Consider the following 21,392-nt stretch of genomic DNA (forward strand, 5'->3'; position numbering starts at 1 on the left):
GAATTCTGTGGGTTCGCGCGCGGGCAGGCGCCCGTCCTCCAGAATGATGCAGGCGGGCAGTCGGTGCGGGTGACGCCATGAAAGGAGCTCAGCGATGACGGATGCCACGGAACTCACGAGGCGCACGGTGCTGGCACTCGGCTCGGTCGGCGCGGTCGGCGGCGCGCTGACGCTGGCAGGATGTGCACCGGATGACTCGTCGGTCACGCCGACCGGCGTGACTGATGAGCCGGGTGCCGGCGGGTCCGGTGGACCCGACGCTCCCGCGGTCGGCGGTGAGATCGCCGCGCTCGCCGATGTTCCGGTCGGAGGAAGCATCGCCGTGACGGTCGGCGGCCAGGCGGTGCTCATCGCCCAGCCCAGGGCGGGCCAGGTGGTGGCATTCAGCGCCATCTGCACGCACCAGCAGTGCATCGTCGCCGCGAAGGGCGACGAGTTCCACTGCCCGTGCCACGGGTCGAAGTTCGAGGCGGCAACCGGCGAGGTGATCGAGGGCCCGGCACGCCAGCCGCTCGCCGAGTTCCCCGTCGCGATCTCCGGCGACCGGATCGTCGCCGCCTCCTGAGCGCCGACGGGGCTCAGCGCCGTCGGAAGGCCAGCGGCTCACCGAGGTACGGCTCCCATGCCGCGCGCTCGGAATCCCTGATGCGACGCGGTCGTTCGGATGCCGCGTCGACGAGCACGATCGTGGTCGTCGCGCGCGTGTAGAGGGTGCGCGGTTCGACCGCGATCGGCGAGAACACCTCGTAGCAGACGTCGAGGCTGGCCCCGCCCATGTGACCGATCCACAGCTCGATGTCGAGCGGCTGACGCTGGTACGGGATCGGCGCGAGGTACTCGACCTGCTGCCGGGCGATGAGCGTGATCGTGTCGGAGCCCGAAGTGGCATCGATCACCGCGGTCGTCGCGCCGACCGCATGCTCCGACGTGTCGTCGCTGGCCCAGAACGCCTGGATGCGAGCCTCCTCGAGGAGGCTCAGCATCCGGGCGTTGTTCACGTGGCCGTATGCGTCGAGATCCGACCACCGCAGCGGCGTCGGCACGTGCAGACGCATGGTCAGTGCCGGGTGAGCTTGCGGTAGGCGGAGCGATGCGGCTTCGCGGCCTCGGGCCCGAGTCGCTCGATCTTGTTCGCCTCGTACGCCTCGAAGTTGCCCTCGAACCAGTGCCAGTACGCAGGGTTCTCATCGGTGCCCTCGTAGGCGAGGATGTGCGTCGCAATGCGGTCGAGGAACCACCGGTCGTGCGTGATGACCACCGCACAACCCGGGAACTCCAGGAGCGCGTTCTCGAGGCTCGAGAGCGTCTCGACGTCGAGGTCGTTGGTCGGCTCGTCGAGGAGCAGGAGGTTGCCGCCCTGCTTCAACGTGAGTGCGAGATTGAGGCGATTGCGCTCACCGCCCGAGAGCACGCCCGCGGGCTTCTGCTGGTCGGGGCCCTTGAAGCCGAACGTCGACACGTAGGCGCGGCTCGGCACCTCGGTCCTGCCGACCTGGATGTAGTCGAGTCCGTCGGACACGACCTCCCACAGCGTCTTCTTCGGGTCGATGCCGCCACGCGACTGGTCGACGTACGAGATCTGCACGGTCTCGCCGACCTTCAGGTCGCCGCCGTCGAGTTCCTCGAGTCCCACGATCGACTTGAAGAGCGTGGTCTTGCCGACGCCGTTCGGACCGATGATGCCGACGATGCCGTTGCGCGGCAGCGAGAAGCTGAGACCCTCGATGAGGATGCGGTCGCCGAAGCCCTTCTGCAGGTTCTTCGCCTCGAGCACGACGTTGCCGAGTCGAGGACCCGGCGGGATCTGGATCTCCTCGAAGTCGAGCTTCCTGGTGCGCTCGGCCTCGGCCGCCATCTCCTCGTAGCGCGCGAGACGCGCCTTCGACTTGGCCTGCCGGCCCTTCGCGTTCGAGCGCACCCAGTCGAGCTCGTCGGCGAGGCGCTTGGCGAGCTTGGCGTCCTTCTTGCCCTGGACGGTGAGGCGCTCCTGCTTCTTCTCGAGGTACGTCGAGTAGTTGCCCTCGTACGGGTAGAGGCGGCCGCGGTCGACCTCGCAGATCCACTCGGCGACGTGGTCGAGGAAGTATCGGTCGTGGGTCACGGCGAGCACGGCGCCGTGGTACTTGGCGAGATGCTGCTCGAGCCACAGCACGCTCTCGGCGTCGAGGTGGTTGGTGGGCTCGTCGAGCAGGAGCAGGTCGGGCTTCTGCAGCAGGAGCTTGCAGAGCGCCACGCGGCGCTTCTCGCCGCCGGAGAGCACCGACACCTTCTCGTCGCTCGGGGGGCAGCGCAGCGCGTCCATCGCCTGCTCGAGCTGGGAGTCGAGATCCCACGCGTCGGCCGCGTCGATGTCCTCCTGGAGGCTGCCCATCTCGGCGAGGAGCGCATCGAAGTCGGCGTCGGGTTCGGCCATCGCGAGCGAGATCTCGTTGAAGCGGTCGACCTTCGCCTTGATCGGGCCGACACCTTCCTGCACGTTCTCGAGCACCGTCTTGGTCTCGTCGAGCTCGGGCTCCTGCATGAGGATGCCGACCGAGTACCCGGGCGTGAGCCTGGCCTCGCCGTTCGACGGCTGGTCGAGGCCGGCCATGATCTTCAGGATCGTGGACTTCCCAGCGCCGTTCGGGCCCACGACGCCGATCTTCGCGCCAGGGAGGAATGCCATCGTGACGTCGTCGAGAATGACCTTGTCGCCGACCGCCTTGCGGGCGCGAACCATCGAGTAAATGTAGTCAGCCATATCCGTACCAGTGTACGGGGGCGCCGAGCGCCCCTCTCACGGCGCCGGCCACGGCTACCAGTCGATGGGCCGCGTGTCACCGACGAGGCATCCGCCGGTGCCGAGGGGCGGCTGCACCGCGCTCTGGTAGCCGCCCGCGCCCGACCCGTACTGGCCGATGAGGCACTCGCCCTGGAACAGCACGGCGAACTGCACCGAGTCGGCCTGCAGGTCGACCGTGGTGCGGTCGGCGGTGACCTCCATCTGCGCCTTGTCGAACCCGGCGGCCACGAGCGCGTCGATGAAGTCGCGCCCTCCGGCAGCCGGGTTCGCCGCGATCACCGCTTGGCTCACGGCATCGAAATACGCGCGGTTCTCCGCGGCCGAGAGCGTCGGTCGCAGCGTCGGCGACGCACTCGGCGACGACGAGGGTTCGCCGGTGCCCGCCGGCGCCGACGCCGTGGGAGCCGACGTGGACGTCGGGCCCGGAGTCGTGGCGGTGCATCCGGTCGCGGCGATCATGATCGCGGCCCCGGCGAACGCCAGGACCGTGGTGGTGCCGAGACGGCGCGACATCACTCCCCTGTTCCGGCGGGTGCCGACCGCCCGTGGCGAGTCTATGCTGCGACACGCGCCCGACCGGTCGGCCCGCGCTGCGCTCAGACCGCGGCCCCGAGCGGCGACTCCTCCTGCTCGCCGACGAAGAGGCCCCCGTCGCCCTCGTCGCCCGGTTCGGAGGCGGCGTCGAGCGACGCGTCACCCGCCGGCGCCGCCTCGGTGCCCGGCCATGCGGTTGACGACTCCTCGACCGGTCGGTCGCCCTCGGACGACTCCCGTGCCAACCGCACCTTCGTGAGCTCCGTCGTGCCCCACGTGAGGTCGTGACCGACCGCGTCGGCCTCGATCTCGACGGCCGTTCCGGATTTCTCGCCGTTCTCCCACGCACGCAGCCGCAGGCGGCCGTGCACGACGATCCGCTCCCCCTTGCGGATGGAGACGACGGTGTTCTGCGCCAGCTGGCGGAACGTCGAGATCGTGTACCAGTTCGTCTCGCCGTCCTCCCAGCTGCCCTTGGCGCGATCGAAGTACCGCCGCGTGGACGCGAGACGGAACGACGTGATCGCGAGTCCCTGCGTCGTCACGTGCAGGTTCGGGTCGGTGCCCACGACGCCCGTGACGGTGATGCTGTCGGTCATGCTGTGCTCCTCGGCTCGTACGCCGCCGCGGATCGGCGGCTCGCGGCATCCGGAGCTGCTCGTGCCGGACCAGGCCCCGGATGCCGCGTCGCACCAGCATCGACGGCACGCGGAAGCCCGGCGGAACGAGGCCGCGACCCGTGGACGATCGCCATTCCGGGGCGGCTGGCGAGGACGAGTCGTCAGGCGAGCACGTAGTCGGCGTACGACCGGCGGATCTTGTTCACCTTCGGCAGCGCGACCGCGAGGCAGTACCCCTGGCCCGGGTTCTTCGCGAAGAAGTCCTGGTGATACTCCTCCGCCCGGTAGAAGTCGCCGAGCGGGTCGATCGCGGTCACGATCTGGTCGGGCCACCAGTCGGCGGCGCGGGCGCGGGCGGCCTCGAACGCCTCGCGCTGCGTCTCATCGGCGTAGAACATCGCCGAGCGGTACTGCGTGCCGACATCCGCTCCCTGACGATTCAGCTGCGTCGGGTCGTGCAGCGTGAAGAACACGTCGAGGACGACCTCGCGCGGGATCACGTCGGGGTCGAAGTCCACCCGAACCGCCTCCGCGTGCCCCGTGAGGCCCGTGCAGACGGCCTCGTAGCTCGGGTTCTGCACCGACCCGCCGGTGTAGCCCGAGACGACGGCGTCGACGCCCCGAAGGGTGCGGTACACGGCGTCGAGGCACCAGAAGCAGCCGCCCGCGAGAACGTAGCTTTCCATCGACCTAGAGTATCGGCATGACCTTCGTCGCCGCCCCCGACCGCTACGACCGCATGCGCTACAACCGAGTCGGGCGAAGCGGCCTCAGGCTCCCCGCCCTCTCCCTCGGGTTGTGGCACAACTTCGGCCACGATCGTGCGTTCGAGACCCAGCGCGCCATCGTCCGCCGGGCATTCGACCTCGGGGTCACGCACTTCGACCTGGCGAACAACTACGGCCCGCCGCCCGGCAGCGCCGAGGAGAACTTCGGCCGGATGCTCGCGAGCGACCTCGCCCCGTACCGAGACGAGCTCATCATCTCGTCGAAGGCCGGCTACGAGATGTGGCCCGGCCCCTACGGCGACTTCGGGTCGCGCAAGCACGTGCTGTCGTCGCTCGACCAGAGCCTTCGCCGCATGGGACTCGACTACGTCGACGTCTTCTACTCCCACCGCCCCGACCCCGAGACGCCCATCGAGGAGACCATGGGCGCCCTCGCACACGCGGTGCGCCAGGGCAAGGCGCTGTACGTGGGGATCTCCAGCTACGACCCCGAGCAGACCCGTGCCGCCGCCGCAGTGCTGGGCGCCGAGGGCGTACCGCTCACGATCCACCAGCCGCGCTACTCGATGTTCGATCGCCGCATCGAGGACGGACTGTTCCCCGTGCTCGAGGAGGTCGGAGCCGCGAGCATCGTCTTCTCGCCGCTCGCGCAGGGACTGCTCACCGATCGGTACCTCTCGGGCGACGTGCCGGCCGATTCCCGGGCCGCGACGAGCCGGTTCCTCTCGCCCCATCGCATCAGCCGCGAGTACCTCGAGCGGATGCGCGGACTCGAGGCCGTCGCACGGGAGCGCGGGCAGACCATCGCGCAGCTCGCACTGTCGTGGGTGCTGCGCGAGCCGCTCGTCGTGAGCGCGCTGATCGGCGCCTCGAGCGTCGCGCAGCTCGAACAGAACGTGGCGGCACTCGACGCGCCGGCGCTGACCGACGACGAGATCTCCCGCATCGATCCCTACGCCTCGGACGGCACCGTCCTGGCCTGACGGATGTCGGTGGCTCGACGTAGCTTCGAGGCAGACGCAGGGCCGGCTGCACGAGGAGAGGAGCGACGATGTCCACCACGATGCTCGCAACCGCGATGCTCGCACGGCCCCGTGAGAGCTTCCCCGTCCCGGTCGCCGGGCTCACCATCGCGCCCGCGGCACCGTCGCTCTGGCGGGTGTCGCGCCCGGGTGGCGCCGTGCTCGGGCATATCGAGCGCCGGGAGGTCGGCGGTCTCGAACGGTGGGCCGCGCGTCGGGTGGTGGGCAGCGGCATCCGCTCCATGCCCCTCGGCGAGTTCTGGTCGCCGGGCGATGCGGCGGAGTGCTTCCGCTGATCCCACGACGCGAGCCGAGCGTGCACGGCGCGGCATCGGCGGCACGGGGCATCCGCGGCGCTAGCCTGCAGCCATGGAGTGGTGGAACGACCTGATCTCATGGCTCACCTCGAACGCGGCGCGGCCGACCGTGCTGGCGACCGTCGTGCTCTTCGTCGCCATGCTCGCCTCGGGCCTGCTCGCGGCGTGGATCGCTGGAGCGGCCATCCGCCGGCTCGTCGCGCAGCGCGACCGTGAAGCTCGCGCCGCCGCGATCGCGGCGCTCGTGGATGCCGCGACCGAGGCTTCGGTCTGGAACTCGCTGACTCCCCAGGAGCAGGTGCTCGCCGACCGGCTCGTCGGACAGGCCGACATCCAGGTCCGGATGCTTCCCATCCACGGCTCGGATGTCGCGGCCAACTGGGCGGCCCACCAACTGCACGAGCTCAAGCGGGCGTCGGCGACGTTCGGGTACCAGCTCGACCCGGCCGTGGTCGAGTTCCGTGACCGCCTGCTCGACTGGGCGCGCCGCCCGGGGCGCACGCGCAAGCAGTTCCAGAACGACCTGCTGCGCTGGCGCGCCCAGCGGCAGGAGCCCGAGCAGGCCGCCATCGAGGCGCAGGACGCCTGGGTGGCCGAGCAGCACCACGAGCGCTACCGGAGCACCGCGACCATCGACGCGCCCGCGCGCCCGGCCGCACCGGTGGAGCGCCCGGTCGACACCGCGCCGACGCCGACGCTGGACGACGCGCGGGCGTAGCCGAGCCGAGCGAGAGCCGAGCACCAGCGCGCCGGGCCGCCGCCCTGCCGCCTCAGCGGTTCAGATCCACCAGTCGTCGAACATCGACACAGGCACGGCCCGCTTGTGCCGGGTCTGCAGGAACCGGGTTTCGATGCGTTCGGCGATCTCGGGGTCGATCTGCTCGCCCTCGAGGAACGCGTCGATGTCGTGGTACTTGAGGCCGAGGTTCGCCTCGTCGGACTGGCCGGGGTCGTGGTCGAGCAGGTCGGCGGTCGGCACCTTCGTGTAGATGCGCTCGGGCGCGCCGAGGTGCTGCAGCAGTGCGCGGCCCTGGCGCTTCGTGAGTCCCGTGAGCGGCAGGATGTCGGCGCCCCCGTCGCCGTACTTCGTGAAGAACCCCGTGACCGCCTCGGCGGCGTGGTCGGTGCCGATCACGAGCAGCCGACCCTCGCCGGCGATCGCGTACTGCGCGATCATGCGCATGCGCGCCTTCACGTTGCCCTTGCCGAAGTCGGTGAGCGCGATGCCCGTCGCCTCTTCGACCTCCTCGGCGAGCTCGTCGACCGGCTCGGCGATGTTGAAGACCATGGTCTCCGCCGGCTGGATGAAGTCGAGCGCCGACTGCGCATCGACCTCGTCGTGCTGGACCCCGTACGGCAGCCGCACGGCGACGAACCGCGCCGGATCGCCTTCGGCGATGAGCTCCTCGACCGCGAGCTGGCACAGCCGGCCTGCGAGCGAGGAGTCCTGCCCGCCGCTGATGCCGAGCACGAAGCCGGCCGCGCCCGTGGTGCGCAGGTAGGTCTTCAGGAAGTCGATCCGCGCACGCACCTGCTCGGCAGGGTCGATGGCCGGGCGGACATGGAGTTCGTCGATGATTCTCGCCTGCAGGTCGCGCATCCCACGACGATACCGCCGCCATGTTTCGCGCACGAAACGCGCCGCGCGAAGGCCCGGGCCGCGGACTCGGCGCTCCGATAGCATCGGGGCCAGCGCACGTGGTGCGAGACGGACCCCGGAGGGCGCTGTGGACTATTCGATCGGGACCCTCGTGCTGTTCCCAGCGGTCGCAGTGGCGGCTCCCCTGCTGGTCCGCGCACTCTCCCGGTGGGTCGTGATTCCGCTCGTGGTGTTCGAGATCCTGCTCGGACTCGTCCTCGGACCATCGGGGCTCGGGTGGATCGTGCCCGACGATCTCATGGCGTTCTTCTCCGACTTCGGCCTGGCCATGCTGTTCTTCCTCGCCGGCAACGAGATCGACTTCCGCGCCATCCGCGGCCGACCGCTCGAGAGGGCCGCGATCGGGTGGCTCCTCTCGCTCGGGGCAGGCATCGGCATCGCCGTCCTCCTCACGCAGAGCTTCACTGCGGCCGCCTTCATCGGCATTGCGCTCACGTCGACCGCGCTCGGCACCATCATGCCCGTGTTGCGAGATTCCGGGGAACTGCGAACCCCGTTCGGCATCGCGGTGATCGCGCTCGGTGCCATCGGCGAGTTCGGGCCGCTGCTGGCGATCTCGCTCTTCCTCGGTGGTCGATCGCCGCTCACCTCCGCGCTCGTGCTCGTCGCGTTCGCCGTGATCGCCGGAGGCGCCATCTGGCTCGCCGCCCGTGGCGCCGGGCGCCGCCTGCATCGGATCATCAACCTCACGCTGCACACGAGCGGCCAATTCGGGGTGCGCCTGGTCGTCCTCGTACTCGTGGCGCTCGTCGCGCTCAGTGTGCAACTGGACCTCGACATGCTGCTCGGCGCATTCACGGCCGGCGTACTCTACCGCCTCATCCTCTCGGGCGCGCCGGAACATGACGTCGAGGTCATCGAAGGCAAGGTGGAGGCCCTGGGTTTCGGGTTCCTCGTGCCGATCTTCTTCATCGCCACGGGGGTCACCTTCGACCTCGGGGCGCTCGTCGGCGACATCCGCACGCTCGTCCTGCTGCCGATCTTCCTCGTGCTGCTGCTCGTCGTGCGGGGGCTGCCGTCGATGCTCGCCGCGCCGCGCGGGTCGAGCCCGAGCGACCTCGCGGCGACGGCGCTCTTCGGTGCGACCGGCCTGCCCATCATCGTGGCGGTCACCGCGATCGGGGTCGAGCGCGGCGAGCTCTCGAGCGGCACCGCGGCCGCGCTCGTCGGGGCGGGCATGCTTTCGGTGCTCCTGTTCCCGCTCATCGGGCTCGCCCTGCATCGGCGATCGGCGGATGTCGCGCGTCGACGAGCCGACGACCGGTCTGCGCCCGTACGGGGCTGACGACGACCCGCAGGCGCCCCCGATATGCTGTCAGTGCGTCGCTCCACCACCCCCCGTAGCTCAGTGGACAGAGCAGGTGGTTTCTACCCACTTGGTCGGGAGTTCGAATCTCTCCGGGGGGACCATTCCGTGCATCGGCCGCGGCGAGCGTGTCCGACCACCCCGGTAGACTCGCCGCATGGCAACCTCGAGCGACCGACTGGTCTGGATCGACTGCGAGATGACCGGGCTCGACCTCGAGGTCGATGAGCTCGTCGAGATCGCGGTCGTCATCACGGACTACGACCTCAACCCGGTCGACCCGGGTCTCAGCATCGTGATCAAGCCCGATGCGAGCGCCCTCGAGTCGATGGGCGAGTTCGTCCGCGCCATGCACACCGAGTCGGGCCTCATCGAGGAGATCCCGAACGGCGTCAGCGTCGCCGAGGCGGAGTACGAGGTGCTCGAGTACGTGCTGAAGCACGTCCCCGACGAGCAGCGGGCCCCCCTCGCGGGCAACTCGATCGGCACCGACCGCGCCTTCCTCGCGAAGTACATGCCGCGACTCGACGGGCACCTCCACTACCGCAACGTCGATGTGTCCTCCATCAAGGAGCTCGCGAAGCGCTGGTTCCCGCGCGCCTACTTCAACTCACCCGCCAAGAACGGCGGCCACCGGGCCCTCGCCGACATCCTCGAGTCGATCCGCGAGCTCCAGTACTACCGCCGTGCGGTCTTCGTCGCGGAGCCTGGCCCCTCGAGCCAGGAGCTGCAGACGCTCGCGGCCTCCATCGTGGACGAGTTCGAGGCAAAGGTGTAGTAATCTCTTTGAGTTGCCAGATCGCTCCGGCGGTCGACACATGGTGGGTATAGCTCAGTTGGTAGAGCGCCTGGTTGTGGTCCAGGAGGTCGCGGGTTCAAGCCCCGTTACTCACCCCAATTCCTCACTCCGCCACCGATCGGAGCCGCGCGTGCACCTCGATGCCGAAGCGTTCGAGGCCCTCGTGGTCGACGAGCTCGATCGACTGCCCGATGACATGGTCGATGGGCTCGAGAACGTCGTGTTCGTCGTCGAGGACCGGCCCGAAGACGGCTCCCTCGACCTGCTCGGGCTCTACGACGGGTTCGCGCTCACCGAACGCGACCGCTACGGCTTCGGCGAGATGCCCGATCGCATCATCCTCTACCGTGAACCGCTGCTCGCGATCGCAGCCGACGAGGCCGAGCTGCGCGACGAGATCCACGTCACCCTCGTGCACGAGATCGCCCACTTCTACGGCATCGACGACGACCGGCTGCACGAGCTGGGCTGGGCGTGAGCGCCGCCCCGTTACGCTGATGCCATGACCTCCCCCGGCCGCATCGTCGGCATCGTCGTCGGCGCCCTGGCGATTCTCGGCATCGGCGTGTACGGGCCGGCGATGCTCCTCGGTCCCCTGCCCCCGGTCGACGTCCGCGTCGAGCCCGCAGCGACCTCCACGGCGGAGGTTCCCAGCCTGGTGATGCCCGAGACCGGTGCGAGCGCGCTGGCGGTGCTCGCCGACGACGGCACGAGCGAGACCGTCGCGACCGGCGGCGACACCGGGCCGGTGCCGATCGGGGGCGCCGCGAAGCTCGTGACCCTGCTGGTCACCCTCGAGTCGCTTCCGCTCCCCGCCGAGGGCGCCGGTCCCGGCATCCCCATCGGACCGGCAGACTACAGCGACTACCTGCGCTACTCGGGCGAGGGCTCGCGCGCGCTGCAGGTCTCCCCCGGCGAGACCTGGTCCCAACGCGACGTCGTGCGCGCGGTGCTCCTCGCGTCGAGCAACAACCACGCCGACACGCTCGTACGCTGGGCGTTCGGCGGTGTCGAACCGTACGTCGACGAGGCCAACGCGTGGCTCGCCGAGCAGGGCTTCACCGCCACCCGGGTCGACGACGCGACCGGACTGTCGGGCGACAACGTCGGCACCGCCGATGAACTCGCTCGCCTCGCCGGGCTCGTCCTCGCTGAGCCCGAACTCGCGGCGATGCTCGACGACCCCGACCGGGCGGAGCCCGCAGCGCGGCGCGTCCCCGACGTCGTCGACCGGTCGGAGCAGAACGGCGTCCGAGCCATCACCCGCAGCTTCACCGACCAGGCGGCGCTCAGCTACGTGTTCACCACTGAGCTTCCGGCAGCCCAGGGCGCCGAGGGCGGGGCGACGCGCCTGACGGGCGCGATGCTGCTCATGCCCGACTACGAGACGCTCGACCCCGCCGTCACGGCGGCGATCGAGTCGGCGGTGGCGGCATCCGCGCCGGTCACCCTGATCGAGGCGGGAGCGCGCTACGCGACAGCGACGGCGCCGTGGGGCGATCGCGCCGAGGTCGTCGCCTCGGTGAGCCGAACGGATGCCGCGTGGGGCAACGCGTTCGGCGAGGCATCCGTCACCGTGGACGAATTCTCGACCGCGCTCGACGGCAGGGAGGTCGGCCGCATCACAGTGCCGACCTCGACGGGGGAGCTCGCCTCACCGCTGGTGCTGTCGGGAGACATCCGCGACCCCGGGCCGTTCTGGCGCCTCACCCACCCCGCACCCGTCATCAGTGCGTTCCTCGCCGGCCAGCACGGCTGACCCCCAGTAGGGCTGATCCCCAGGACGGCTGAACCGCCTTCCCTCGCGGTTGCGCGGGCGACGCCGGCGACGGTTCGTCAGTCGTTGTCGTCCTGGTCGAACTCCACCGGGTCGGAGTCGTCGGCATCGAAGCGAAAGCGCACCCGCACCTGCCCGTTGACCTCGCGCTGTTCGACGGCGTCGTACCAGAACAGGGATTCCAACCCGTCGACGGCCGCCAGCATGCCGACGCGCGACTCGGGCTTGCCGCCGACGAGGGCCCGATGCTCGAAGTCGCCTTCGAGGGGTCCGTCGATGAACTCGGCGATGTAGTCGGCTCGGGGCGTGTCTGCGCTCATGCCTCTACGGTAGTCCGAGCGTCGCGGGCGCGCACGCGCACGTCGGCGCGACGCTCGGGCGACGTGCGATGCACGTATCGGCGCCACTGACGCTCCCAGAGTCCCCAGAAGGGATCGTAGGCGCCCCGGTCGCGGTCGAGCGCCCGGCGCTTGCGGAGCTCGTCGGGTGCGTCGACCCAGACGCGGACGACTCCCGGCGTGCCTTCGCCGACCATGAAGGCGCCGCAGCCCTCGACCATGAGCGCGCCGCCCGGTCGCAGGTGCTCGAGGACCCCGGGCGTGGACGTGGCCCAGTCCCACCGGCGCCAGCTGCCGACCGCCCCCCGGCGCAGGGGCGGCACGAGGGAGCGCGCGAGCACGTCGCCCGCTCGCTCGAGCCCCGTCCATCCGGGATACGCGTCGTCGAGCCGCACGAGGGCCGGCGGCGTGCCCGGCCACGCCGCGCGGAGGGCGTCGGCCAAGACGCTCTTGCCCGCGCCGCTCGGCCCGTCGATGAGCACGAGCGGGCGACGGATGCCTCTGGCCGCATCGGACACGGCATGCAGCGCCGGTGCCGTCCCGCGCACCGTCGCTGCCGTGATGGCGAGGTGGCGCTCGGGCGCGTCGGCCGTCACGCCCACACCGGGTGGAACGTGCCTGCCAAGACCGCGACCGCGATCGCGGCGCCGGCGATCGCAGCCGCGATCACCAGGAGCACGGCGTCGACCGGCCCCACCCGCGACAGTCGAGCCCACGTGCGCGGCGTCTCAGAGCCGAACCCGCGCGCCTCCATTGCCGTGGCGAGCTTGCTGCCGCGCCGGATCGCGAGCACGAGGAGCGCGAACGCCATGGTGGCCACGCGTCGGAGCGTGCCGTGGTCGCCGATGCCGCGCGCCCGTCGCGACAGGCCCATGGCCCGCCAATCCTCGACGAAGAGGCCAACGAGCCGCGTCGCCGCCAGCGCGCCGAGCACGAATCGCGCCGGTAGCCGGGCGATCTGGGCGAGCCCATCGGCCAGATCGGTCGGGTCGACGCGGAGGAACAGCAGCGCGGCCGGGAGTCCGATCGCCAGGACCCGCACCGTGACCGCGATCGCGAGTTCGATCGAGCCGTCGGTGATGCGGGCGAGCCAGAAGCTCCAGTACTCGGTGCCCTCGGGGCGACCGTAGAGGAGCATGCTGAGGCCCGCGATCGGCGCGGCGACGAGGATCGGCCAGGTGCGTGCGACGAGGAGCCGCGGCGTCACGCCCGCCAGGGCGAAGAGCCCGAGTTGGATTCCGAGCGCGACTGAGGCGCTCAGCCAGTCGACGGTGAGCAGGAGCGGGGTGGTGAGCACCATCACGGCTGCGAGCCGCGTGACGGGATTGGTGCGGTCGACGAACCGCAATCGCGGCACGGCGGGAGTGTGCGCCGCGATGCCGGCATCCGCGGTGATGAGATGCGCGCTCATGCCCGGCCTCCCGTGCTGGGCACCGCAGCGGCGTCGACGGATGCCGCGAGCTCGAGCCGATGGTCGCCGAGCACGTCCTGGAACGCGGCGTCGTGGGTGACCGAGAGCAGCGTCACCCCGTCGTCGACGAGGTCGCGGAGCAGCTGCACGAGCTCGATCCACGTCACGCGGTCCTGCCCGAAGGTGGGTTCGTCGAGGATCACGACGCGCGGACGCGCGACCAGCACCGCGGCGACCGACAGCCGGCGCTGCTCGCCGCCCGAAAGGGTGAACGGGTTGGCGCCGGCGAGCCGGTCGAGGCGGAGCCGGGCGAGCACCTCGTCGGTACGGGTCGTGACCTCCGCGGCGGGGAGGCCGAGCGCGCGCGGCGCCACCGCGACCTCGCCCCGCACCGTGGCGGCGACGAACTGGTGCTCGGGCTCCTGGAAGACCGTGCCGATGCGAGTGAGCAGATCCCGCGACCGCCAGCGGACCGGGTCGGCGCCGAGGCCCGAGGCCAGCGATTCGGATGCCACGACCCGGCCGGCGAGGGGCGACAGGAGCCCGCCGAGGGTGAGCGCCAGGGTCGACTTCCCGGCGCCGTTCGGACCGACGAGCACCGTGGAACGCGCTTCGGGGAGCGCGACCTCGATGCCCGAGCGCACGACCGCATCGCGACGGCGCCCGATGGCGAGGCGCTCGCCGGCGAGGATCGGCTCGGTGGGCGTGGCGCCTCGCTCGTCCACGGTCGGCACCGGGATCGGCACCCCCGGCACCCACACGCCGGCGGCGAGCAGGGTGTCCCGCTGCTGCTCGAGCACCTCCTCGGGCGACCCGTCGGCAAGGAGCCGACCGTCGCCGCCGAGCACCACCACCCGGTCGACCAGGTCGACCCAGACGTCGACGCGATGTTCGACGACGACGAACGTGGCCCCGGTGCGATCGAGCACGCGCGCCACCGCATCGCGCACCTCGGCGACGCCGACAGGATCGAGGTTGGCCGTGGGCTCGTCGAGGAGCAGGAGCCCCGGACGCATCGCGAGCGCCCCCGCGAGCGAGAGACGCTGCTTCTGCCCTCCCGAGAGCGTCGACGTGGGGTGCGCGAGCGGCAGGTCGAGGCCGACGGCGTCGAGCGCCTCGCCCACCCGTCGCCAGGTCTCGTCGCGCGGCACGCCGAGGTTCTCGCACCCGAACGCGACATCGTCGCCCACCCGGGCGAGGATCACCTGCGAGTCGGGATCCTGGAGCACGAGGCCGGCTCGTCCGCGCGCGGCGCCGGCTCGCTCCCCGTCGAGGAGGAGCTGCCCCCGCTGCTCACCTTCATCGTCGTCGCCCTGGACGCCGGCGAGCGCATGCAGCAGCGTCGACTTGCCCGAGCCCGACGGGCCGAGCAGCAGCACCCGCTCCCCTCGCCCGATGACGAGATCGATGCCGTCGAGCGCCCACCGGAGCCGGCCGGCGTGTCGCCACCCCCATGCGCGAGCCTCGACGCGCACGGGACGGCCGGCCACCACCGATTCGGACATGGATCAGACCCGCTCGGTCACGCTCCGCCCGGCGGCGAAGCGGTGCAGGGCTCCGGTCGCCGCCAGCGCACGCACCACGACCCAGCCGAGAAGACCGGCGAGGATCGCGCCGGAGATCACGACGGTGGCGAAGTAGAGCCCCAGGAACTCGGCGGACTTCTGCAGGTTGCCCGAGAGGAAGAGTTCGAGGGTCCACGCCGCAACGCCGGCGGCCGCGCCCGCGAGCATCGCCTGCAGCAGGCCGAAGCGCCGGTAGGCGAAGGCGGCGAAGACGAGTTCGGCTCCGAGCCCCTGCGCGATTCCCGAGTACACGGTCTCGATGCCCCACTGGTTGCCGATGAGTGCCGACACGACGGCGGCGAGGAGCTCCACGTAGAGCGCGGCGCCCGGCTTGCGGATGATGAGCCCGCCGAGCACGCCGCCGATGAGCCAGATGCCCACGGCGACGCCGCCGAGGCCGGGTGTCACGGCATCGGCCGCGGAGAACCAGGCGTAGCCGACGTTGTTCCAGAAGAGGAAGACGAGGCCGGTCGCGACGCCGATGACGCTCGCGACGACGATGTCCACCACCCGCCAGCGGAACCGGCGCGCCGTCGTGGTGGATTCGGATGAGGTGACGGTTGCGTGCACTGTTCGTGCCCTTTCTGTTCGAGGAAAGAGGCACGGGATTGAGATGTGATGCCCTCCCTGCGCTGGCATGACCCAGATCAGGTTCGACGGTCGAAGGTTGAGAACCTTCCTCTCAGCCCGGCTCACCGGACTCCCGTGTTCGCCACCGAGTATACGCCGCGGCGAGCGGCGCCTCACGACGTCAGCGCTTCAAGGCGCGGATGACCGCCTTCAGTGCCTTGCCGGTCACCCAGACGAGCGGGGTGGCCACGAGGAGCAGTCCGATGAGGTTCGGCTCGAACCGCACGTCGCCGCCGCGGCCGATGTATGCGCCGAGCGGAATCGATGCTCCGCCGCCGCCACCGCCGCTGCCCTCGTCGCCCTGCTCGTCCTTGCCGCCGCCGGCGCCGAAGCCGTAGTAGCTGAGCGCCACTGGCACCACCTTGGTGCCGTCGATGTCGATCGTCTCCCCGTACGAGGTCTTCACGCCGACGCCGGCGACGGTCGCTGCGAGTTCCAGCACGAGTTCAGCCATGCGGCCACGCTACCCGCCCAGGCGACGAGCTACCACCCCCACCCGGCGGCGGCGGCCTCGGCGTCGTCGTCGCCAGGACGCGGTCGATCGCCGCGACGCTCGCCACCGGGACGAACGAGGGCGGCCGGACGCACGGCGCCCGTGCCGAACTTCGCGGTGACCGCGTCGATCGTGCGCTCGGCGTCACGCCACTCCTCGTCGGGATCCCAGAGCAGCGCTCCACCCCCGGTGGGTCGGAGATGCTCGGCGCGCACGCCGATGAGGCGCACACGCTCGCCGTTGCCGACGAGGTCGGCGAGGGCGTCGGATGCCTCGTCGAAGATGCGGCGGGCGACATCCGTCGGCTCTGCGAGCGTGCGCGACCTCGTGATGGTGCGGAAGTCGCCGTAGCGGAGCTTCAGCGTCACCGTGCGACCGAGGAGCCCAGCCTTGCGCAGCCGCACCGCCACGTTGTTCGAGAGGCGCAGCAGTTCACGTCGGATCTCGTCGGGATCGGTGAGGTCGTGTTGGAAGGTATTCTCGTGGCCGATGCTCTTCTCGGTGCGGGTCGTGTGCACGTCACGCGCGTCGATGCCGTTGGCGAGGCGACCGAGGCGCGCTGCGAGCGCCGGGCCGACGGCGCGCTCGAGGGCGTCGGGTGGCATCGCGGCGACATCGCCGACCGTGCGGAGCCCGAGCCTCAGCAGCGATTCCTCAGTGACCCGGCCGACGCCCCACAACGCCGAGACGGGCAGCGGGTGCAGGAACGCGACCGTGTCGACCGCGGGGACCACGAGCATGCCGTCGGGCTTGGCGCGACTCGACGCGACCTTGGCGACGTACTTCGTGGCCGCGACCCCGATGGAGCAGGTCAGGCCCGTCTCGGTGTGCACGCGCTCGCGGATGGTCGAGGCGATCTCGGCCGGGCTGCCATGCAGGCGCCGGGCGCCCGACACGTCGAGGAACGCCTCGTCGATCGACAGCGGCTCCACGAGCGGCGTGATCTCGCCGAAGATCGACATGACCCGCTTGGAGTACGTGGCGTAGCTCGCGTAGTCGCCACGGAGCACGACGGCGTTCGGGCACCGCTGCAGCGCGATCGACATCGGCATCGCCGAGTTCACGCCGAATCGGCGCGCCTCGTAGCTCGCCGCCGCCACGACGCCGCGTCCGGCGGTGCCACCGACCAGCACGGGCTTGCCCCGGAGATCGGGACGGCGCAGCAACTCGACCGACACGAAGAACGCGTCCATGTCGACATGCAGGATGGGGGTCGCAGAATCGTCGACCGGACCCGTCGTGACCTGGCGCGACGAGCCGTCCTGCTTGCTCATGCTGCGACCCTAGCCCGTGCCTCCGTCATCGACCGCCGCGGGGCGGGGTCAGAACCCGAAGTCACCGCCGCCGAAGTCACCGCCACCGAAATCGCCGCCGCCGAAGTCACCGCCGCCGAAGTCACCGCCACCGAAATCGCCGCCGCCGTCTCCGGAGGCATCCGCCCCCGAGGCATCCGCACCGGCGTCGCCCGTCTCGCCGCTCGCGTCGAACGCCGCCGGGTCGGGAAGGAACGCCTGCGCGATGGCGGAGCCGATGACCACACCGGCGATCGTGCCGAGCATCGAGCTGCCGATCATCTGCCCCATCGAGGGCCCGCCCATGCCGCCGCGCCCGCCGACTCCCGCGCCCGAGAAGGCGCGCTCCATCGTGCCGGGGGCACGCATCTCCGCACGCGTCGCCGCGCGCGCCAGAGCGGCGGGGTCGTCGGAGACGAGACGCTCGCCCGCCGGTGCCTGCTCGGCCAACGTGCGGAACACCTCGGCACGCTGCTGCGGAGTGAGCTTCGCGAACGCCTCGGCGTGCACCGCCTCGATCGACTCGGGCGGCGCGGTGCGCAGGAGGTAGCGGTACCGCTCGATGGCCAGTCCGTCTTCGCTCAGCTGTCGTGCCGGCGGCGCCTGCCGCGGCGGCGGCGCGTTGCGTTCATCGGACGAACCGAACAGTCGATCCAGGAAACCCATGATGTCCTCGTCAATCGCTCAGGGACGACCAATCTACGGTCGCCGCCATTGAACCGGCTGTGAGTGCCCCGGGGCTGCTATGCGTCGGCGTCGGCGCCCGCGGCGCGCTCGAGTACGAGTTCGCGTACCCGCGCGGCATCCGCCTTGCCGTGCATCGCCTTCATGACCGAGCCGATCACGGCGCCGGCCGCCTGCACCTTGCCGTCGCGGATCTTCGCGAGCACGTCGGGCTGCGACGCGAGCGCCTGGTCGATCGCGGCGATCAGGGCGCCGTCGTCGGACACGACCGCGAGGCCCCGGGCCTCGACGACCTGCTGCGGAGAGCCCTCGCCATCGGCGACGCCCTCGAGCACCTGCCGGGCGAGGCGGTCGGTGAGCGTTCCGGCCTCGACGAGGGCGGCGAGCTCGGCGACGTCCGCGGGTGTCACGAGCGACGCGGCATCCGTGTTGCGGGCGTTCGCGAGTCGGGTCAGTTCGCCCGTCCACCACTTGTGAGCGGCGGCGGGCGCGGCGCCGGCCGCGACCGTTTCGGCGATCTCGACGAGGAGTCCGCCGTTCACGACGTGTTGGAACTCGAGGTCGGTGAAGCCCCACTCGGCCTTCAAACGACGTCGACGCGCGGCCGGCGGCTCGGGCAGGGCTGCGCGCAGCTCGTCGACGAGCTCCTTCGACGGCACCACGGGCAGCAGGTCGGGCTCGGGGAAGTACCGGTAGTCGTCGGCGTCGGACTTCGGGCGACCCGGGCTCGTGGTCCCCGTGTCCTCGTGCCAGTGTCGGGTCTCCTGCGTGATCGTGCCGCCCTTCGCGAGGATGGCGGCCTGTCGCTGGATCTCGTAGCGCACAGCCCGTTCGATCGACCGGAACGAGTTCACATTCTTCGTCTCGGTGCGCGTGCCGAGGGGTTCGACGCCCCGCCGGCGCAGCGACACGTTCGCGTCGCAGCGCAGGTTTCCGCGCTCCATGCGCGCCTCGGAGATGCCGAGCGAGATCACGATGTCGCGGATGGTCGAGACGTAGGCGCGCGCGAGCGCGGGAGCATCCGCCTCACCGCCGAAGATCGGCTTGGTGACGATCTCGACGAGCGGCACGCCCGCACGGTTGTAGTCGACGAGCGAGTACTCGGCGCCGTGGATGCGGCCCGTGGAACCGCCCACGTGGGTGAGCTTGCCGGCGTCCTCCTCCATGTGCGCGCGCTCGATCGGCACCTGGAAGACCCTGCCGTTCTCGAGCTCGACCTCGACCGAGCCCTCGAACGCGATCGGCTCGTCGTACTGCGAGATCTGGTAGTTCTTGGCGAGGTCGGGGTAGAAGTAGTTCTTCCGGGCGAATCGGCACGACTCGGCGATGCTGCAGCCGAGCGCGAGCCCGAGCGAGATCGAGTCGCGCACGGCCTGGCCGTTGACCACCGGGAGGGAACCCGGCAGGCCGAGGTCGACGGGGGCGACGAGCGTGTTCGGCTCCGCGCCGTGGAACTCCGAGTTCGCCGGGTTCGGGGCGGCCGAGAACATCTTCGTGCGGGTGTTCAGCTCGACGTGCACCTCGAGGCCGATGACCGGCTCGAAGAGCTCGAGCGCCTCGTCGAAGTCCATCAGTTCTGCGCGCGCCATCAGACGACACCCTCCTCGGCCGCGGCCATCTCATGTGACGAAAGATCGGGGGCCCGGTCGAGGAGCGGGCCGCCCCACTGCTCGACGAGGAGCCGCTCGAGCGCGCCGCCCACGTTGTAGAGGCGCGCGTCCTCACGAGCCGGCGCGAGGAACTGGATGCCGACGGGCAGGCCGTCTTCGGGCGCGAGCCCGACGGGCACCGAGATGCCGGGCACACCCGCGAGGTTCGCCGGGATGGTGGCGACGTCGTTGAGGTACATCGCGAGCGGATCGTCGAGCTTCTCACCGAGCTTGAACGCGGTGGTCGGCGCGGTCGGCGTGGCGAGCACGTCGACCTGCGCGAACGCCGCGTCGAAGTCGCGCTGTACGAGCGTGCGCACCTTCTGTGCGCTGCCGTAGTACGCGTCGTAGTATCCGGCCGACAGCGCATAGGTGCCGAGGATGATGCGACGCTTCACCTCGGGGCCGAAGCCGGCCTCGCGCGTGGCGCCCATGACCTGCTCCACGGTGCCGCCGCCCTCGGGCGTGACCCGCAGGCCGAACCGCACGGAGTCGAACTTCGCGAGGTTCGAGGATGCCTCGGCGGGGAGGATGAGGTAGTACGCGGCGATCGAGTACTCGAAGTGCGGCGCACTCACCTCCACGATCTCGGCTCCGTTGCGTTCGAGGAGCTCGAGCGCCTCGTGGAACCGCGAGCGCACGCCCGCCTGGAAGCCGTCGGAGTCGAGCTGCTTGACCACCCCGATGCGCAGGCCCGCGACATCCGCTCGCCGTACCGCGTCGGCCATCGACGGCCACGCCTCGGGAATCGACGTCGAGTCGTGCGGGTCGTGGCCCGCGATGATGTCCTGCAGGAGGGCCGCATCGAGCACGGTGCGGGTGACGGGCCCGACCTGGTCGAGCGAGGAGGCCAGCGCGATCGAGCCGTAGCGGCTCACCGCGCCGTAGGTGGGCTTCACGCCGACGGTGCCCGTGACGTGCGCGGGCTGGCGGATCGAGCCGCCCGTGTCGCTGCCGAGGGCGACGGGCGCCTCGAAGCTCGCCACCGCTGCGGCCGAGCCGCCGCCCGAGCCGCCGGGGATGCGCTCGAGGTCCCACGGGTTGTAGGTGGGGCCGTAGGCCGAGTGCTCGGTCGACGAGCCCATAGCGAACTCGTCCATGTTGGTCTTGCCGAGCACGATCATGCCCGCCTCGCGGACCTTGCGCACGGGCGTCGCGTCGTACGGAGGCACCCAGCCCTCGAGAATGCGCGACCCCGCCGTGGACGGCATGCCCTCGGTCACGAGCACGTCCTTGATCGCGATCGGCACGCCCGCGAGCGGGCCGAGCGCCTCGCCGGTCGCGCGGCGGCGATCGACGTCGGCGGCGGCCTCGAGCGCGCGCTCGCCGTCGACATGGAGGAACGCGTGCACCGCGCCGTCGACGGCCGCGATGCGGTCGAGGTGCGCGCGGGTGGCCTCCACCGACGAGACGTCGCCCGAGGCGAGGCGGTCGCCGAGTTCGGCGGCCGTGAGCCGGATCAGGTGCTCGCTCACTGCTCCTCCCCCAGGATCGCCGAGACGACGAATCGCGAGCCATCGGATTCGGGCGCACCCGACAGGGCCTGCTCGACGGTGAGGATGTCGCCGACGACGTCGTCGCGGAAGACGTTCTGCATCGGGATCGGGTGGCTCGTCGGCGGCACGTCGGGCGTGGCCACCTCGCTCACCTTCTCGACCGCCTGCATGATCTGGCCGAGCTCCGTCGTGAGGTGCTCGATCTCTTCCTCGGTGAGCGCGATGCGGGCGAGGTTCGCGAGGTGCGCGACCTGCTCCGCATTGATTTCGGACATGCTGCTCCGTCGTG

The 21,392-nt window shown here is 70.8% G+C and carries 25 protein-coding genes, 2 tRNA genes and 1 riboswitch; of the genes, 10 read left to right on the forward strand and 17 right to left on the reverse strand.

Features of this window, described 5'->3' with window-relative positions; translation table 11 throughout:
- The first annotated feature begins 94 nt into the window (after window positions 1-94).
- Complete coding sequence (locus tag ACVFI9_RS11850; RefSeq protein WP_474762424.1) at window positions 95-565, forward strand: QcrA and Rieske domain-containing protein; 471 nt, start codon at window positions 95-97, stop codon at window positions 563-565.
- Window positions 566-578: 13 nt separating this feature from the next.
- Here ACVFI9_RS11850 and ACVFI9_RS11855 read toward each other — a convergent pair whose 3' ends face one another.
- The 5 genes from ACVFI9_RS11855 to msrA all read right to left on the reverse strand — a co-directional run bounded on the left by ACVFI9_RS11855 (window position 579) and on the right by msrA (window position 4,622).
- On the reverse strand, window positions 579-1,055 hold the full coding sequence (locus ACVFI9_RS11855) for an acyl-CoA thioesterase (protein ID WP_474762425.1): 477 nt from the start codon (window positions 1,053-1,055) through the stop codon (window positions 579-581).
- A gap of 2 nt (window positions 1,056-1,057) precedes the next feature.
- A complete protein-coding gene (gene ettA / locus ACVFI9_RS11860) occupies window positions 1,058-2,740 on the reverse strand; it encodes an energy-dependent translational throttle protein EttA (RefSeq protein WP_474762426.1) in 1,683 nt (560 codons plus the stop codon).
- 54 nt (window positions 2,741-2,794) lie between these two features.
- Window positions 2,795-3,295: a DUF6993 domain-containing protein gene (locus ACVFI9_RS11865; protein WP_474762427.1), complete on the reverse strand. Its 501-nt coding sequence runs from the start codon at window positions 3,293-3,295 to the stop codon at window positions 2,795-2,797.
- A gap of 83 nt (window positions 3,296-3,378) precedes the next feature.
- Entirely contained in the window at window positions 3,379-3,915 is a 537-nt protein-coding gene (gene ssb, locus ACVFI9_RS11870; RefSeq protein WP_474762428.1) for a single-stranded DNA-binding protein, read from the reverse strand.
- A gap of 182 nt (window positions 3,916-4,097) precedes the next feature.
- A complete protein-coding gene (msrA, locus tag ACVFI9_RS11875) occupies window positions 4,098-4,622 on the reverse strand; it encodes a peptide-methionine (S)-S-oxide reductase MsrA (protein WP_474762429.1) in 525 nt (174 codons plus the stop codon).
- A gap of 17 nt (window positions 4,623-4,639) precedes the next feature.
- Here msrA and ACVFI9_RS11880 point away from each other — a divergent pair, with 17 nt between their 5' ends.
- From ACVFI9_RS11880 to ACVFI9_RS11890, 3 genes are all read left to right on the forward strand, one after another.
- A complete protein-coding gene (locus ACVFI9_RS11880; protein WP_474762430.1) occupies window positions 4,640-5,647 on the forward strand; it encodes an aldo/keto reductase in 1,008 nt (335 codons plus the stop codon).
- A gap of 68 nt (window positions 5,648-5,715) precedes the next feature.
- Window positions 5,716-5,982, forward strand: coding sequence for a hypothetical protein (locus ACVFI9_RS11885; RefSeq protein ID WP_474762431.1), 267 nt, complete (start codon window positions 5,716-5,718; stop codon window positions 5,980-5,982).
- 73 nt (window positions 5,983-6,055) lie between these two features.
- The gene (locus ACVFI9_RS11890; protein WP_474762432.1) at window positions 6,056-6,721 is read left to right on the forward strand and encodes a hypothetical protein; all 666 of its coding nucleotides are present in this window, start codon (window positions 6,056-6,058) and stop codon (window positions 6,719-6,721) included.
- A gap of 60 nt (window positions 6,722-6,781) precedes the next feature.
- Here the strand turns inward: ACVFI9_RS11890 and nadE are convergent, their stop codons facing one another.
- On the reverse strand, window positions 6,782-7,603 hold the full coding sequence (gene nadE, locus ACVFI9_RS11895) for an ammonia-dependent NAD(+) synthetase (RefSeq protein WP_474762433.1): 822 nt from the start codon (window positions 7,601-7,603) through the stop codon (window positions 6,782-6,784).
- A 127-nt stretch (window positions 7,604-7,730) separates the two neighbouring features.
- Between nadE and ACVFI9_RS11900 the strand changes: the two genes are divergently transcribed.
- The 6 genes from ACVFI9_RS11900 to ACVFI9_RS11925 all read left to right on the forward strand — a co-directional run bounded on the left by ACVFI9_RS11900 (window position 7,731) and on the right by ACVFI9_RS11925 (window position 11,527).
- On the forward strand, window positions 7,731-8,948 hold the full coding sequence (locus ACVFI9_RS11900) for a cation:proton antiporter (RefSeq protein ID WP_474762434.1): 1,218 nt from the start codon (window positions 7,731-7,733) through the stop codon (window positions 8,946-8,948).
- 49 nt (window positions 8,949-8,997) lie between these two features.
- Window positions 8,998-9,073: transfer RNA gene (locus ACVFI9_RS11905), tRNA-Arg, on the forward strand.
- A gap of 53 nt (window positions 9,074-9,126) precedes the next feature.
- A complete protein-coding gene (orn, locus tag ACVFI9_RS11910) occupies window positions 9,127-9,747 on the forward strand; it encodes an oligoribonuclease (protein WP_474762435.1) in 621 nt (206 codons plus the stop codon).
- Between the two features lie 43 nt (window positions 9,748-9,790).
- A tRNA-His gene (locus ACVFI9_RS11915) sits at window positions 9,791-9,866 on the forward strand.
- Window positions 9,867-9,898: 32 nt separating this feature from the next.
- Window positions 9,899-10,246: a metallopeptidase family protein gene (locus tag ACVFI9_RS11920; protein WP_474762436.1), complete on the forward strand. Its 348-nt coding sequence runs from the start codon at window positions 9,899-9,901 to the stop codon at window positions 10,244-10,246.
- Between the two features lie 24 nt (window positions 10,247-10,270).
- Entirely contained in the window at window positions 10,271-11,527 is a 1,257-nt protein-coding gene (locus tag ACVFI9_RS11925; RefSeq protein WP_474762437.1) for a serine hydrolase family protein, read from the forward strand.
- Window positions 11,528-11,604: 77 nt separating this feature from the next.
- On the opposite strand, the gene ACVFI9_RS11930 is transcribed toward ACVFI9_RS11925, so the two are convergent.
- From ACVFI9_RS11930 to gatC, 11 genes are all read right to left on the reverse strand, one after another.
- Window positions 11,605-11,865, reverse strand: a complete 261-nt coding sequence (locus ACVFI9_RS11930; protein WP_474762438.1) for a hypothetical protein — start codon at window positions 11,863-11,865, stop codon at window positions 11,605-11,607.
- Window positions 11,862-12,479 carry a nucleoside/nucleotide kinase family protein gene (locus ACVFI9_RS11935; RefSeq protein ID WP_474762439.1) on the reverse strand — a complete coding sequence of 206 codons (618 nt, stop codon included), beginning with the start codon at window positions 12,477-12,479 and terminating at the stop codon, window positions 11,862-11,864. Before ACVFI9_RS11935 ends, ACVFI9_RS11930 begins: the two co-directional genes overlap by 4 nt.
- Window positions 12,476-13,294: an energy-coupling factor transporter transmembrane component T family protein gene (locus ACVFI9_RS11940; protein ID WP_474762440.1), complete on the reverse strand. Its 819-nt coding sequence runs from the start codon at window positions 13,292-13,294 to the stop codon at window positions 12,476-12,478. The genes ACVFI9_RS11935 and ACVFI9_RS11940 overlap by 4 nt, the downstream gene beginning before the upstream one ends.
- Complete coding sequence (locus ACVFI9_RS11945; protein WP_474762441.1) at window positions 13,291-14,799, reverse strand: ABC transporter ATP-binding protein; 1,509 nt, start codon at window positions 14,797-14,799, stop codon at window positions 13,291-13,293. Before ACVFI9_RS11945 ends, ACVFI9_RS11940 begins: the two co-directional genes overlap by 4 nt.
- Before the next feature lie 3 nt (window positions 14,800-14,802).
- Window positions 14,803-15,429, reverse strand: coding sequence for an ECF transporter S component (locus tag ACVFI9_RS11950; RefSeq protein WP_474762442.1), 627 nt, complete (start codon window positions 15,427-15,429; stop codon window positions 14,803-14,805).
- Window positions 15,430-15,466: 37 nt separating this feature from the next.
- Window positions 15,467-15,576: riboswitch (TPP riboswitch) on the reverse strand.
- Window positions 15,577-15,610: 34 nt separating this feature from the next.
- Window positions 15,611-15,943 (reverse strand): hypothetical protein, encoded by a 333-nt coding sequence (locus ACVFI9_RS11955; protein ID WP_474762443.1) that lies wholly within the window; start codon window positions 15,941-15,943, stop codon window positions 15,611-15,613.
- Window positions 15,944-15,972: 29 nt separating this feature from the next.
- On the reverse strand, window positions 15,973-17,256 hold the full coding sequence (locus ACVFI9_RS11960) for a DNA polymerase IV (protein ID WP_474762444.1): 1,284 nt from the start codon (window positions 17,254-17,256) through the stop codon (window positions 15,973-15,975).
- A 48-nt stretch (window positions 17,257-17,304) separates the two neighbouring features.
- Window positions 17,305-17,940 (reverse strand): hypothetical protein, encoded by a 636-nt coding sequence (locus ACVFI9_RS11965; protein WP_474762445.1) that lies wholly within the window; start codon window positions 17,938-17,940, stop codon window positions 17,305-17,307.
- Window positions 17,941-18,017: 77 nt separating this feature from the next.
- Entirely contained in the window at window positions 18,018-19,547 is a 1,530-nt protein-coding gene (gene gatB / locus ACVFI9_RS11970; RefSeq protein ID WP_474762446.1) for an Asp-tRNA(Asn)/Glu-tRNA(Gln) amidotransferase subunit GatB, read from the reverse strand.
- Window positions 19,547-21,082 (reverse strand): Asp-tRNA(Asn)/Glu-tRNA(Gln) amidotransferase subunit GatA, encoded by a 1,536-nt coding sequence (gene gatA / locus ACVFI9_RS11975; protein ID WP_474762447.1) that lies wholly within the window; start codon window positions 21,080-21,082, stop codon window positions 19,547-19,549. Before gatA ends, gatB begins: the two co-directional genes overlap by 1 nt.
- Window positions 21,079-21,378 carry an Asp-tRNA(Asn)/Glu-tRNA(Gln) amidotransferase subunit GatC gene (gene gatC, locus ACVFI9_RS11980; RefSeq protein ID WP_474762448.1) on the reverse strand — a complete coding sequence of 100 codons (300 nt, stop codon included), beginning with the start codon at window positions 21,376-21,378 and terminating at the stop codon, window positions 21,079-21,081. Before gatC ends, gatA begins: the two co-directional genes overlap by 4 nt.
- Window positions 21,379-21,392 lie beyond the last annotated feature (14 nt).

The sequence above is a fragment of the Agromyces sp. NSFZ genome, assembly GCF_056156205.1.

Bases quoted from the DNA above. Each gene is read 5' to 3' on its own strand.
- ACVFI9_RS11850 (WP_474762424.1), top strand. From the start codon at position 95: ATGACGGATGCCACGGAACTCACGAGGCGCACGGTGCTGGCACTCGGC.
- ACVFI9_RS11855 (WP_474762425.1), bottom strand. From the start codon at position 1,055: ATGCGTCTGCACGTGCCGACGCCGCTGCGGTGGTCGGATCTCGACGCA.
- ettA (WP_474762426.1), bottom strand. From the start codon at position 2,740: ATGGCTGACTACATTTACTCGATGGTTCGCGCCCGCAAGGCGGTCGGC.
- ACVFI9_RS11865 (WP_474762427.1), bottom strand. From the start codon at position 3,295: ATGTCGCGCCGTCTCGGCACCACCACGGTCCTGGCGTTCGCCGGGGCC.
- ssb (WP_474762428.1), bottom strand. From the start codon at position 3,915: ATGACCGACAGCATCACCGTCACGGGCGTCGTGGGCACCGACCCGAAC.
- msrA (WP_474762429.1), bottom strand. From the start codon at position 4,622: ATGGAAAGCTACGTTCTCGCGGGCGGCTGCTTCTGGTGCCTCGACGCC.
- ACVFI9_RS11880 (WP_474762430.1), top strand. From the start codon at position 4,640: ATGACCTTCGTCGCCGCCCCCGACCGCTACGACCGCATGCGCTACAAC.
- ACVFI9_RS11885 (WP_474762431.1), top strand. From the start codon at position 5,716: ATGTCCACCACGATGCTCGCAACCGCGATGCTCGCACGGCCCCGTGAG.
- ACVFI9_RS11890 (WP_474762432.1), top strand. From the start codon at position 6,056: ATGGAGTGGTGGAACGACCTGATCTCATGGCTCACCTCGAACGCGGCG.
- nadE (WP_474762433.1), bottom strand. From the start codon at position 7,603: ATGCGCGACCTGCAGGCGAGAATCATCGACGAACTCCATGTCCGCCCG.
- orn (WP_474762435.1), top strand. From the start codon at position 9,127: ATGGCAACCTCGAGCGACCGACTGGTCTGGATCGACTGCGAGATGACC.
- ACVFI9_RS11925 (WP_474762437.1), top strand. From the start codon at position 10,271: ATGACCTCCCCCGGCCGCATCGTCGGCATCGTCGTCGGCGCCCTGGCG.
- ACVFI9_RS11930 (WP_474762438.1), bottom strand. From the start codon at position 11,865: ATGAGCGCAGACACGCCCCGAGCCGACTACATCGCCGAGTTCATCGAC.
- ACVFI9_RS11940 (WP_474762440.1), bottom strand. From the start codon at position 13,294: ATGAGCGCGCATCTCATCACCGCGGATGCCGGCATCGCGGCGCACACT.
- ACVFI9_RS11945 (WP_474762441.1), bottom strand. From the start codon at position 14,799: ATGTCCGAATCGGTGGTGGCCGGCCGTCCCGTGCGCGTCGAGGCTCGC.
- ACVFI9_RS11955 (WP_474762443.1), bottom strand. From the start codon at position 15,943: ATGGCTGAACTCGTGCTGGAACTCGCAGCGACCGTCGCCGGCGTCGGC.
- ACVFI9_RS11960 (WP_474762444.1), bottom strand. From the start codon at position 17,256: ATGAGCAAGCAGGACGGCTCGTCGCGCCAGGTCACGACGGGTCCGGTC.
- ACVFI9_RS11965 (WP_474762445.1), bottom strand. From the start codon at position 17,940: ATGGGTTTCCTGGATCGACTGTTCGGTTCGTCCGATGAACGCAACGCG.
- gatB (WP_474762446.1), bottom strand. From the start codon at position 19,547: ATGGCGCGCGCAGAACTGATGGACTTCGACGAGGCGCTCGAGCTCTTC.
- gatC (WP_474762448.1), bottom strand. From the start codon at position 21,378: ATGTCCGAAATCAATGCGGAGCAGGTCGCGCACCTCGCGAACCTCGCC.